At 72.7% G+C, this 12,807-nt stretch carries 8 protein-coding genes; 5 read left to right on the top strand and 3 right to left on the bottom strand.

Going from position 1 to position 12,807, the window contains the following annotated elements:
• Positions 1–92: 92 nt before the first annotated feature.
• Together Q7L65_RS14580 and Q7L65_RS14575 are read left to right on the top strand one after the other, a co-directional pair.
• Positions 93–2,594, top strand: coding sequence for a glycosyltransferase family 2 protein (locus Q7L65_RS14580; protein ID WP_304722192.1), 2,502 nt, complete (start codon positions 93–95; stop codon positions 2,592–2,594).
• Entirely contained in the window at positions 2,591–4,231 is a 1,641-nt protein-coding gene (locus Q7L65_RS14575; RefSeq protein WP_304722191.1) for a chitinase, read from the top strand. The genes Q7L65_RS14580 and Q7L65_RS14575 overlap by 4 nt, the downstream gene beginning before the upstream one ends.
• Before the next feature lie 21 nt (positions 4,232–4,252).
• Here the strand turns inward: Q7L65_RS14575 and Q7L65_RS14570 are convergent, their stop codons facing one another.
• Both Q7L65_RS14570 and Q7L65_RS14565 read right to left on the bottom strand, forming a co-directional pair.
• A complete protein-coding gene (locus tag Q7L65_RS14570; RefSeq protein ID WP_304722190.1) occupies positions 4,253–6,091 on the bottom strand; it encodes a hypothetical protein in 1,839 nt (612 codons plus the stop codon).
• Positions 6,092–6,236: 145 nt separating this feature from the next.
• Positions 6,237–6,788 (bottom strand): hypothetical protein, encoded by a 552-nt coding sequence (locus Q7L65_RS14565; protein ID WP_304722189.1) that lies wholly within the window; start codon positions 6,786–6,788, stop codon positions 6,237–6,239.
• Between the two features lie 124 nt (positions 6,789–6,912).
• Between Q7L65_RS14565 and Q7L65_RS14560 the strand changes: the two genes are divergently transcribed.
• Positions 6,913–7,785: a hypothetical protein gene (locus Q7L65_RS14560; protein ID WP_304722188.1), complete on the top strand. Its 873-nt coding sequence runs from the start codon at positions 6,913–6,915 to the stop codon at positions 7,783–7,785.
• A 32-nt stretch (positions 7,786–7,817) separates the two neighbouring features.
• Here the strand turns inward: Q7L65_RS14560 and Q7L65_RS14555 are convergent, their stop codons facing one another.
• The gene (locus Q7L65_RS14555; protein ID WP_304722187.1) at positions 7,818–8,399 is read right to left on the bottom strand and encodes a TetR family transcriptional regulator; all 582 of its coding nucleotides are present in this window, start codon (positions 8,397–8,399) and stop codon (positions 7,818–7,820) included.
• A gap of 102 nt (positions 8,400–8,501) precedes the next feature.
• Here Q7L65_RS14555 and Q7L65_RS14550 point away from each other — a divergent pair, with 102 nt between their 5' ends.
• Together Q7L65_RS14550 and Q7L65_RS14545 are read left to right on the top strand one after the other, a co-directional pair.
• Positions 8,502–9,491: an aldo/keto reductase gene (locus Q7L65_RS14550; RefSeq protein ID WP_304722186.1), complete on the top strand. Its 990-nt coding sequence runs from the start codon at positions 8,502–8,504 to the stop codon at positions 9,489–9,491.
• A 63-nt stretch (positions 9,492–9,554) separates the two neighbouring features.
• Positions 9,555–12,797: a BTAD domain-containing putative transcriptional regulator gene (locus tag Q7L65_RS14545; protein WP_304722185.1), complete on the top strand. Its 3,243-nt coding sequence runs from the start codon at positions 9,555–9,557 to the stop codon at positions 12,795–12,797.
• The last annotated feature ends 10 nt before the right edge of the window (positions 12,798–12,807 follow it).

Here is a 12,807-nt window from a genome sequence, read left to right as displayed (position 1 = left end):
CAACGCCGTAACACGGCAGGCGCATGCGCCGTGTTGGGTGTTTCTCTCAACGTCCCGCCGCGAACTGCCGATCTACCGGAGCAATGCCTTCCATGCCCAAGCGCCAATGGGGAAGCGACACGCGCTCCGCACTGCCGGTCGTGCCCGCGCCCGCTTCTGAGAGCACGATGCTGATCGGGCAGCTCGCGATCGCCGTCACCGTGATCGGATGGGCGCTGTTCGTCATCACGACGCTGACGCGCAGCTCGCTCGGCGGCGGTGACGACGGGGCTCCGGCGCTGGGCGTCTCGACGATCCTCTACATCGTCATCATGACCCTGCTGGCGTGCTCGGCGTTGGCGTACCTGACGACGCGCCTGGGCTACTACTCGCGCACCCGCAGCCACCGGCGCGCCACGCGCGCTGAGCTGAGCCAGCCGTTCGAGCGCTCCGCGCCGACGCTGACGGTGCTGATCCCCTCCTACCAGGAGGACATGCGCGTCAACCGCATGACGCTGCTGTCGGCCGCGCTGCAGGAGTACCCCGACCTCGAGCTGGTGCTGCTGATCGACGACCCGCCGCAGCCGCGCTACGCGCGCCCCGCGCAGATGCTGATCGACGCGCAGGGTCTGCCGGGCGAGATCGAGGCGCTGCTGGGCGAGCCGAAGGGGCGCTTTCAGATCGCGCTCGACTGCTTCGAGACGAAGTACCTGGGCGGCGGCGAGCCGAACGTCGAGGACATCTGGGACGTCGCGAGGGAGTACGAGCACGCCGCGCAGTGGCTGGCGCGGTACGGCGGCGGCTACGAGGTGATCGACCACGCCGACCGCTTCCTCGTCGACAGAGTGCTGCTCGGCCTCGCCGAGGACATGGAGGCCAGCGCGCAGGCGCTGCGCGCGGCCGCCGGCGACGGCGCGAGGCTGACGCACGACCACCTGCGCCACCTGCTGCAGCGGCTCACCTGGATCTTCGGCGCGCGCATCACGTCGTTTCAGCGCAAGCGCTTCGTCTCGCTCTCGCACGAGCCGAACAAGGCGATGAACCTGAACAGCTACATCGGGCTGATGGGCGGCAGCTACAACGAGGTCGAGGTGCCCGGCGGCGGCCTCGCGCTGCTGCATGCCGACGGCGACGCCGACCTCGTCGTGCGCAATCCCGACTACGTGCTGACGCTCGACGCCGACAGCCTCCTGTTGCCCGAGTACTGCCTACGGATCGTGCACCTGCTGCAGCAGCAGGAGCACAGCAGGGTCGCTGTGGCGCAGGCGCCGTACACCGCCTTTCCGGGCGCCGCGACGCGGCTGGAGCGGATGGCCGGCGCGACGACCGACCTGCAGCACATGGTCCACCAGGGGATGACGCACTACGACGCCACCTTCTGGGTCGGCGCCAACGCGGTCCTGCGCAAGCGCGCGATCGACGACCTGCGCGACGTCAGCCACGACGGCGACTGGTCGATCAGCCGCTTCATCTCCGACCGCACGGTGATCGAGGACACGGAGTCGAGCATCGACCTCGGCGTGCACGGCTGGCGGCTGCTCAACTACCCCGAGCGGCTCAGCTACAGCGCGACGCCGCCGGACTTCGGCGCGCTCTGCATCCAGCGCCAGCGCTGGGCCAACGGCGGCCTGCTGATCCTGCCCGGCCTGTGGCGCCAGATCCGCACGCGGCGCGCCCGCGGCGAGCGCCAGAAGTTCGGCGAGACGTTCCTGCGGATCAACTACATGGCGTCGATCTGCTGGAGCTCGATCGCACTCATCTTCCTGCTGCTGTTCCAGTTCAACGACCGTCTGATCAGCCCGCTCGTGCTGCTGATCTCGATCCCCTACTTCGCGATGATGGCGGTCGACCTGAAGCACTGCGGCTATCGCCGCAGCGACGTGCTCGGGCTGTACGGCTTCAACCTCGTGCTGCTGGCGGTCAACATCGCCGGCGTCGGCGCGTCGCTGCTGCAGGTGCTGGTCGGCGGGCGACCGGCGTTCAAGCGCACGCCGAAGGTCCGCAGCCGCACCACGCCCGGCCTGACGTTCATCGTGATGCCGTACGTGTTCGTCGTCTTCTCGGTCCTGACGCTGCTGAGCGACCTCGACCGCGACCGCTGGGTCAACGTCACGCTCGCCGGCCTCAACGCCGTCCTCGCCAGCTACGCGATCGTCGCCTACATCGGGCTCTTCCACTCCGTCGTCGACGTCTACACCAACGTCACCAGCTGGCTCTACAAGCCGCAGAAGTCCGCGCGCGTGAAACGCGCCGCGCGCCGCGCCGCCGCAGCCGCGGTGCCGCCCGCCCCGCACTGGTCCCAGACACTCGCGTACGCACCCGCCGACGGCGTGCGCCGCGCCGAGCGCCGCTCCCGCTCCGGCCGCAGCGGCAGCGCCGCCGACCGTCGCAACGGCTCCGCGCTGGACCGCGACGTCGACGAGCGCCGCGCGGTCGAGGACCGCCGCGACGGACCCGGCCGCCGCGAGACCGACGTCGCGGCCTTCATGGGCCGCCGCGCGAGCGACCGCCCGAGCGGTCGCGCCGACGACCGCGAGCCGAGGGCGCCCGAGCGCGGCAGGCGCGCCGACGACGACGGCCAGCCCGCGACGACCGAGACCGAAGGCTGGCGATGAGCGCTCCGACCCCGCCCGATCCCTCCACGCTGCCCGACGAGCCGAAGCCGCAGCTGTCGCCGTGGCGCGTGCTGACCGCGCTGCTGGTGCTGCTCGCGATCGGCGGCGGCGTCTTCTTCGTCGTGCGCGACGTCGCCGAGACGACGCCCGCCAAGGCGCAGTCCGCCGCCGCCAGGGGCCCGTGGTTCGCCCCCTACGTCGATGTGACGCTGACACCGACCGTCGCCTTCCAGGACCGCGCCTCCAACCCCTCGCGCAACGTCGTGCTCGGGTTCGTCGTCGCCGGCAGAGGCGCTGACGAGGCGTGCACGCCGACGTGGGGCACGTACGAGACGCTCGACGGCGCCGCGACGAGCATCGACCTCGACCGCCGCGTCGCGCAGCTGCGCGGCCAGGGCGGCGACGCGGTCGTCTCCTTCGGCGGCCAGGCGAACAGAGAGCTGGCGATCGCCTGCGAGGACCAGGACAGGCTGCAGGCCGCCTACAGCGCGACGATCGACCGCTACGACGCCGACACGGTTGACTTCGACGTCGAGGGCGCCGCGCTCGCCGACGAGCCCGCGAACGTGCGTCGCGCGCTGGCGGTCAAGGCGATCCAGGACGACGCGCGCGCCGCCAGACGCAGCCTCGCCGTGTGGCTGACGCTGCCGGTCACGCCCGACGGCCTCAACCCCGACGCGCTGGCGGTCGTCGACGCGATGCTCGACGCCAGAGTCGACCTCGCCGGCGTCAACGTGATGGCGATGGACTTCGGCGTCCCGTCCGCGGCGAAGGACATGCGCGCGGCGATCCTCTCCTCGGTCGATGCGACGCGCAAGCAGCTCTCCGTCGTCTACGCGCGCGCCGGGGCCGCCTTGAATTCAGAGCACCTCTGGCGCAAGGTGGGCGTCACGGTGATGATCGGCCAGAACGACGTCAGAGCCGAGCGCGTCACCGTGAGCGACGCGCGCGCGGTCGCCGACTACGCGCTCGAGCACGGCGTCGGCCGCGTCTCGACCTGGTCGCTCAACCGCGACCAGCAGTGCGGCGTCACCTTCGCCGTCACCGGCACGCTCTCCAACACCTGCAGCGGCGTCGTTCAGAGACCGCTGCAGTTCACGAGACTGTTCAACGGAGCGTTGAGAGGGAGCGTCCGCGCGACCTCCGCGGCGGTCACGACCTCCGACCTGACGCCCGAGACGACGACCGCCACGACCGACGACCCGGCCAGAAGCCCGTATCCGATCTGGCAGCCCGACCAGGCCTACCGCGAGGGCTACAAGGTCGTCTGGCACCAGGCCGTCTACGTCGCGAAGTGGTTCTCCCAGGGGCAGACGCCCGACGCCGAGAACACCCCCGCGGGCGAGTCGCCGTGGCGCCTCGTCGGCCCCGTGCTGCGGACCGACAGAGCGCCCGTGATCCCGAAGCTGCCCGCCGGCACCTATCCGGCGTGGTCGCCGGCCGGCGTCTTCAGAGCCGGCGCGAAGGTGCTCTACAGAGGCCTCCCCTATCAGGCGCAGTGGTGGACCCAGGGCGACGTCCCCGGCGAGCCCGCCGCCAACGGCACGATCTCCCCGTGGAGACCGCTCTACCGCGTTCCGGGCGAGCCGGTGGCGGCGCCTGATCCGGCGTCAGCGCCTGATCGGGCCGGGGGCTGACGCGCACCGACGCGGCTCAGCTCAGCGTCTGCGCGCTCTTCTGACGGGCTGTCTGAGCGTGACTCTCAGCGCCTTGACGCGCTTCGGTCTGCCGCTGGCGGTGCGTTCGGTGACGGTGAAGAAGAGCTTCAGCCTGCCGGCTCTTCTGAGCAGTCTGCGGCCTCTGGCGTTGAGCGTCAGTCTGACCTCGGCTCTCTGGCCGCCGCGCAGGGTGACCGTCTTCTGGCCGAGGATCAGCGGCTTCGGTCTCGCTCTTCTGGCTCTGCCGCGGCGTCTCGCCTTCGCGCTCGCTGACGCTGACGCGACGACGGCTGTGACCGCGCGGGTTCTGTCGCGGTCGTCGGATCTCGCGCCGGGGAAGCCGGTCACGTACTCGCCCGCCGAGAGGATGTAGACGAGCGAGCAGCGCGCCTCGGGCGGACCGACGCAGATCTGGTCGATTCTCACCGAGTCGCCGTTGACCGACGGCGTGCCTGCCCGTGCCGCGCCGACGCTGACGGGGACGAGCGGTCTCGTCGTACCGCCGCCCGCGGGGCCGCTGCCGCCGCCCGGCGCGCTGCCTCCGCCGGGCGCACCGCCGCCACCGGGCGTACCGTCGCCACCGGGTCCGGCCGGCCCGTCCGGTCCGTCGCCGCCTCCGCCGGCAACGACGCCCGCGAGCCGTCCGACCAGGCCCGGCGCGGTGTCTGTCGAGAGCGCGAACCAGATGTTGCCGGCGCCGTCCGGGGTCACGGCCAGCGGGTACTTGCCGGCGCCGACGTGCCAGACGGTCGTCGTCGGCGCGAGCGGGTCCGGGACGATCTTCACGATCGCGTTGCCGCTCGGGTGCGTGATGCCGCCGTACTGGGCGACCCACAGCGTGCCGTCCGGCGCCGTGGTGATCGCCATCGGCCGGCCGCCGGCGAAGCCTCTGTCGATCACCGGCAGGCTGTAGTTCGTGAACGTGCCGCCCGCCACGTCGAGCCGGCCGATCTCGTTTCTGAGCTGGTTGGTGAACCAGATCGTGCCGTCCTGCGCGACCGCCACGTCGGTCGCGCCGGTGCCGGTGTTGGAGCCGGAGCAGGGCGAGCCCGCGCACGGCGTGATCAGGTACTCGTCGTAGTCGGGACCGCCGCCTCTGGGCGTGGCGATCCGCCAGCCGGGGAAGCCCGGGTTGGACTCGGCGAACCACGGCCTGCCGTCCGCGTCGACGGTGATGCCCGTCGGCTGCGCGTCGTAGCGGGTCGAATCGAGCGATCTCGCGTTGTCCTGCAGCGCGATGTTCGACAGCTCCGTGATCGTCAGGTCCTTGTCGATCGAGGCGATCCGCGCGCCCGGGTACGGGTCGACGTTGTAGGTGCTGCGCTCGGTGAACCAGGCGAGCCCGCCTCTCCCGATCGCGATGTCCCACAGGTCCGGCGTGAAGGCGCCGCCGCCTCTGATCGCGGTTCTGACGAGCGTCGCTCGTATCGCGTCGTCACTGCCCGGCGTCACCAGCGCCGCGTCGGCCCAGCCGACGATCCCGTCGCTCTGCGTGAACCAGACGCGGTTTCTCTCGCCGTCGAAGGCAACGCTGCGGACTATGTTCGCGCAGCAGCTCGTGCCCGGGATCGTCGGCGTCGGGAACAGCGTCATGCCGTTCGTCGTGCCGGGCGAGCCCTGCGACGGGATCAGCCGCCCGATCGTCGGCGCGCCGAACGTTCTGCCGGCGCCGAACCAGATCGTCCCGTCCGGCGCGGCGGCGATCCCGCCGCCCGCGTTGTTGCCGTCCGGCAGGTTGAAGTACTCGGGCGTCGCGTCGGCGGCCGCGGCCGCGGGCAGCAGCGCGGCGGCGGAGACGAGGCACAGCAGCGTGAACGTGGTGAGGAGGGCTCTTCGCACGGGCCAATGTCTAACACCGGTTCACGGGAATATCGCGGGCGAATTCGACGCCGACCGCGCGATCCCAACGGCCACGGGCGGCCCGTACCCACAATTGACCCCCTTGCCAGAGACGCGCGCGCAACCGCCCCGGCTGCCCGTCGGCTCAGCGCGCGCGCACCGGCGCGTGCGGCCACGTCCCCTCGAGCGTCGCGCCCGGCGCCAGACGAGCCCACTGCTCGCCGGCCGCGCGCAGCCGCTCGCACGCACGCGCGAGTGCCTCGCGGGTGACGGTGTCACTCCACCAGCGCGCCCCGATCCCGCGCTCCAGCGCCGCGGGGTCGGCCGGATACTCGCCGGCGCAGACGCCGCAGACCGCGCGCACGAGCACCTCAGCCTGTCTCACCCGCTCACTCGCATCCGCGACGAGCGCGCGGCCGCGTCTGGTCGCATGCGGCGCGCGGCGACCGGCGACGACGGTCGCGAGTCTGAACATCCCGCCCGCGACCAGCACGCCCCAGACGCCGTGCAACAGCATCAGCTCGTCCTCGACGATCAGGTGCGCGAGGTCGTGCGGCAGCTCCCCCGCCGGCCCGCCGACCTTGTTGTAGGAACCGCCCTCGAACTCGACGTCGACGCCGTCGGGACGGTGCAGCAGCGACCGATAGCGCCGCGTCTCACCCTTGACGAACTCGATCCGTACCGTGCCGCGACCCACGCCGACCAGACTAGCGTCGCGCCGTCACACGATCGGACCCGCGGCTCAAGCGCCCGGCGGCCGCTGCCGATGAAGGAAGCGCCGAGCCGAAACACCGCACCGCGGCGCGACCACCCCAGGAGCCATGAGCACAGTCACGAGAGACCAACCCGAAGTCGCGCCGACGAGCGGGGGCTGGCACGCCCATCGCGGCGGCGAGAACGCGCTGACGAGAATGCTCGACGTCGTGCTCGCGAACCCGCTGATCGGCCTCGCGCCGTGGATCGTGTACAGCTTGGTCGAGGGCGAGGGGCGGCTGGAGGAGTCGGCCGCGGTCGCGCTCGGGATCGCGCTCGTGTTCCTGATGCTCGGCGTGCTGCGCGGCAGCAGACCGAAGCTGCTCGAGTACTCCGACGTGATCTTCTTCGGCGGGCTGGCGATCTTCGTCGCGGTCGCCTCCGACGACACGCACGCGTGGCTGGAGCGCTGGTCGGGCGAGGTCGCCAACATCGCGCTCGTCGTGATCGCGGTCGGCTCGATCCTCGTGCGCCAGCCGTTCACGCTCGCGTACGCGAAGGAGTCGGCGCCGAGAGAGCTGTGGAAGAACCCCGTCTTCCTGCGCACCAACTACCTGATCACGTGGGCGTGGGCGATCGCGTTCCTGATCGAGGCGGCGTCGGGCTTCTACGGCGACCTCGTGCTGGACGACTCCAACAACATCTGGACCGGCTGGATCATCCAGACGTTCCCGATGATCGTCGCCGCGCAGTTCACGCTCTGGTACCCGCAGCGCGTCCGCGCGCTCGGCATCGTCGCGCAGGGCGGCGAGGCGCGCGTCCCGCCGATCGGCGACTTCGTCGCGATGGTCACGCCCTGGATCTCGATCGTCGGCGTGATCGCGCTGTCGATGGACGCAGGGCCGTGGTGGCTCGGCGCCGGCCTGATCGCGATCGGCGTGGGCGCGACGAAGCAGGTCAAGGGCAGCGCGCGGGCCGCAGAGCGCGGCGAGCGAACGTGACATGGCGGCACGCCTCCATGTGCGTGCCGGCGTCACACGAGCGGCGCGCTGATCCGGCGCGCCGCTTCGACCAGCGCGGCGCGATGAGCCGCGACGCGCTCCGGTGACGCCTCGCCGTCGTCGTCGCCGGCCGCCGCGAGCAGCGCGTCGGAGGCGAGGAACCAGCCGCGCGTGAGACCGATCACGAGCATCAGCAGGTCGGCCGCGGCGATCCCGTTCGCGGCGGTGCCGCCGGCGTCCGTCATCGTCGCGAGCTTCTCGGCGTAGGCTGCGGCGGCCTCGTCGGCGCCGACCGCGGGGCGCTCGAGCTTCAGCCACAACTCCAGCCGGAACGCCTTCGGGTGCGCGAGGATGTGGTCGAAGAGGCGGCCGGCGTAGCCGGGCAGGTCGTCGACCGTCAGCGGGACCGCCTCCACCGTCTCGGCGATCGCTCGCTGCATCACCGCCCGGAAGAGCAGCTCCTTGCTCTCGTAGTAGACGTAGATCGAGCGCTTGTTGGCACCCGACGCGGCGGCGATCCGGTCGATCCGGGCACCCGCGAGGCCGTGCTCGGAGAACTCGTCGATCGCGGCGTCGAGGATGCGTGCGCGGGTGGCGGCGGAGTCGCGTGCCATCGCGGCAGCGTACCAGGGAAGTAACCAGTTAGTTGCATACGGGCGGCAGGGCTGCTTGAATGCGAACTATCTAGTTACTTACTCCTTGGGAGCACGACCGCGATGCAGCAGCGCAGACTTGGACAGCAGGGCCTGACGGTCTCCGCCCTCGGCCTCGGCACGATGGGCATGACGATGGCCTACGGCAGCGACAACGACGACGAGCGCAGCGTCGCGACGATTCGGCGCGCGCACGAGCTCGGGATCACGTTCTTCGACACGGCGGAGCTGTACGGCATGGGCACCGGCTCCAACGAGCAGCTGCTCGGCCGCGCCGTCAAGGAGTTCCGCGACGAGGTCGTGATCGCGACGAAGTTCGGCTTCGACCTCACCAGCGGCGCGCCGCTGGGCGAGAGCTTCGACAGCCGCCCCGAGCACATCCGCGAGGTCACAGACAGCAGCCTCAGACACCTCGGCACCGACTACATCGACCTGCTCTACCAGCATCGCGTCGACCCGGACGTGCCGATCGAGGAGGTCGCCGGCGCCGTCAAGGAGCTGATCGAGGCCGGCAAGGTCCGCCACTTCGGCCTCAGCGAGGCCGGCCCCGAGACGATCCGCCGCGCCCACGCCGTGCAGCCGGTCAGCGCGCTGCAGACGGAGTACTCGATCTTCGAGCGCGCGGTCGAGGCGGAGGTGCTGCCGGCGGTGCGCGAGCTGGGGATCGGTTTCGTGCCGTACTCGCCGCTCGGCCGTGGCTTCCTCACCTCTGCCGTGAAGCCGGCGAGCGAGTATCCCGCCGACGACATGCGCAGCTGGGACGAGCGCTGGCAGCCGGGCAACTACGAGAAGAACGTCGCGGCGATCGAGCAGTTGAGCGCGCTCGCGCAGGAGAAGGGGATCAGCGTCACCCAGCTCGCGCTCGCCTGGCTGCTCGCGCAGGGCGACGACGTCGTGCCGATCCCCGGCACCCGCAGCGAGACGCGCCTGGCGGAGAACGCGGCCGCGGCCGACGTGACGCTCACGCGCGCGGACCTCGAGCGCGTCGACGAGATCCTCCCCCACGGCTCCTACGGCAGCCGCTACCCGGAGGCGCATCTCCCGAGCTGGTGAACAGACGTCGGCCGCAAGCGGGCGAAACTCTGGCCCGGGCGCGGCCGGCACTAGACTGGCCGCGTGCCCGTCATCCTGACTCTCCTGGACGGCGTGCGATGGCAGGGGGCGCCGGTCGTCGGCGATCGCTCCCAGGCGCTGCTCGCCGCGCTCGCCGCGCAGCGTGGCCGCCCGATCCGCAACGAGCGGCTCGTCGAGCTGATCTGGGGCGAGGATGCGCCCGCGAACGCGGCCAAGGCGTTGCAGGTCGTCGTCTCCCGCACGCGCGCGGCGTGCGGCGGCGACGCGATCGTGCGCGACGGCGAGGGGTATCGACTCGGCGTCGCGCCCGAGCAGGTCGACAGCGGCCGGCTGGCGGCGCTCGTCGCCGATGCCCGGCGCGCGCTCGCGTCCGATCCGCTGGGAGCGAACGCGTCGGCACGCGCGGCCGACCGGCTCACGGCAGCCGCGCCCGGTCGGCTCAGTGCGCCGACGCGCGCGTCCGACCCGCTCGACGCGGCCGCGTCGGCACGCGCGGCCATCGCGCTCGGCGAGGCGCTCTCGCCCGTCGGCGCCGACGAGGACGGCCCGCTCGCCGACGTCCGCCGCGCGGCCGCCCGCGACGTCGCCGCCGCGCGGCTCGTGCTCGCGCGCGCCACCGGTCGCGGCGGCGCCCACACCGAAGCGCTGCCGCTGCTGGAGGCCGCGCACGCCGCGCAGCCCGACGACGAGTCGCTGCTCGCCGACCTGCTGCGCAGCGAGGCGGCCGTGCGCGGACCGGGCGCCGCGCTGGAGCGGTTCGAGCGCCATCGCCGCGCGCTGCGCGACCAGCTCGGCACCAACCCCGGCGACGAGCTGCAGCAGGTCCAGCGCGACCTGCTCGCGCTCGACAACCCGGTCCGCAGCGGCGTGCGCTTCGACGCCACCGCGCTGCTCGGCCGCGACGACGACGTGCAGCGGCTGCGCGCGCTGCTGGCCAGCGAGCGCGTCGTCTCGATCGTCGGCCCCGGCGGGCTCGGCAAGACGCGGCTGGCGCACGTGCTCGCGCGCGTCGCCGCGCAGCCGGTCGTGCACGTCGTCGAACTGGTCGGCGTGACGGCGCCGGAGGACCTCGTCGGCGAGGTCGGCTCCGCGCTCGGCGTGCGCGACTCCGTCACGGGCCGCCGCGCGCTGACGCAGCAGCAGCGCGCCGACGTGCGCTCGCGCATCGCGCAGCACCTCGCCGCCGCCCCGAGCCTGCTGATCCTCGACAACTGCGAGCACATCGTCGAGGCGGTCGCCGAGCTGGTCGCGTTCCTCGTCGCGACGACGCCGGACCTGCGCGTGCTGACGACGACGCGCGCACCGCTGGCGATCGGCGCCGAGCACGTCTACCTGCTCGACGCGCTGCTGCCCGCCGACGCGGTCGAGCTGTTCCGCCGCCGCGCCGTCGCCGCGCGGCCCGGCGTCCAGCTCGACGACCCGCTCGTGAGTAACATCGTCGAGCGCCTCGACCGGCTCCCGCTCGCGATCGAGCTGGCGGCCGCGAAGGTGCGTGCGATGTCGGTCGAGGAGATCGACCGGCGCCTGGAGGACCGCTTCGCGCTGCTGCGCGGCGGCGATCGCAGCGCGCCGGACCGCCACCAGACGCTGCTGGCCGTGATCGACTGGTCGTGGAACCTGCTCGGCGACGGCGATCGGCGCGCGCTGCGGCGCCTGGCGCTGTTCCACGACGGCTTCACGCTCGACACCGCCGCGGACGTGCTCGGCGGCGACGCGCTCGACGCGCTCCAGAGCCTCACCGACCAGTCGCTGCTGAGCGTGCGCGAGACGGCCGGCGGCGTGCGCTACCGGATGCTGGAGACCGTGCGCGAGTTCGGGCGCCTGCAGCTGAAGCACGCGGGCGAGGACGCCGAGGCGCACGCGGCGCTGCGCGCATGGGCCGCCGCCTACGCGCGCCGCCACGGCGAGCGCGTCTTCAGCGCCGAGCAGTTCGACGCGATCGACACGCTCGGCGCCGAGGAGGGCAACCTCGCCGACGAGCTGCGCGAGGCGCTCGCGGAGCCGGACCCCGCGGCGGCCGTGCAGCTGATCGCCGGGCTCGGCTCGCTCTGGTCCATCCGCGGCGACCACGTTCGCATGCTCGTGCTGACGGAGGCGATCTCCGGGGCGGTCGACGGCTGGACGCCGCCCGCGGAGCTCGCCGACTGCGCCCGCGCCGCGATGGGCATGACGCTGCGCAACGCGATGATCGCGCTCGACGACAACGCCACGCCCGTGCGGGATCTGCTGGAGCGGCTCGGCGCGGACGGGTCCGACGATCCGCAGCTCGCCGCGATGGTGCGCGTGACGCTCGCCTACGACCCGCGCGAGACGGCGACGCTGATGCCGCGGCTGGAGGCGCTCGCCGCCTCGCCCGAGCGCCACACGGCGCAGATGGCGTGCCACTGGCTCAGCGTCGTGCGCGAGAACTTCGGCGACCAGGACGGCGCCGCCGCGGCCGCCGAGCAGGCGCTCGCGCTCGCGCGGCCGCAGGACGGTCCATGGTTGCCGGCGATCCTGCGCACCCAGCTGGCGCAGCTGACCGCGCAGCTGGGCCGCCGCGACGCGGTCGCCGGATACGCGCGCGCGGCGCTGCCGGTGCTGGAGCGGCTCAGCGCCAAGGACGACCTCGTGCAGCTGCGCGCGCTGCTGGCGTTGTGCGCGATCGCGGACGGCCGGCTCGACGAGGCCGCCGCCGAGATCGACCTGATCGAGCAGATCGACGAGGCCGACACGCTGTTCGGCGGCATGGTCACCGTCCAGGTCAGCCGCGCCGAGCTGACGCTCGCGCGCGGCGAAGTGGCGCGTGGCCTGGCCCGCTACCTCGCCGCGGTCGCGAAGCTGCGCGCGCTCGCCTTCCCCGGCGTGTCGCTGAACGGGCTGGAGCCGTGGGTCCTGTTCGGCGAGGCGGCGGCGCTCGCGGCGTTCGCCTACCACGGCGGGCCGGACGACGAGGACGACGCGCGCGGGCTGCTGCTGGCCTGTCGCAGACACGGCGCCGCCGCGCTGCGGGCCGAGCCGCTCGAGTTCGACTACCCCGTGACCGGGACGATCCTGTTCGCGCTCGGCGCCTGGGGCGTGCTGCGCGAGGGACCGCCGGCCGGCGACGCCGTGCGGCTGCTCGTGCTGTCGGAGCGGTTCGCCTACAACCGCACGGTCCCGACGATGGCGTGGGAGCGGATCGAGCCGCACGCCGAGGCGCGCGCGCCGGGCGCCGTCGCGGCGGTGCGGGCCGAGCTGGACGGCTGGACGCAGCCGCAGCTGGTCGAGCACGCGAGCGCGCTGCTCGACCGGCTGTCAGGCTGATCCAGCCCCC

It is taken from the genome of Conexibacter sp. CPCC 206217 (assembly GCF_030646165.1).
Lineage (GTDB): Bacteria > Actinomycetota > Thermoleophilia > Solirubrobacterales > Solirubrobacteraceae > Conexibacter.
This window is presented reverse-complemented; position numbering and strand designations above follow the sequence as displayed.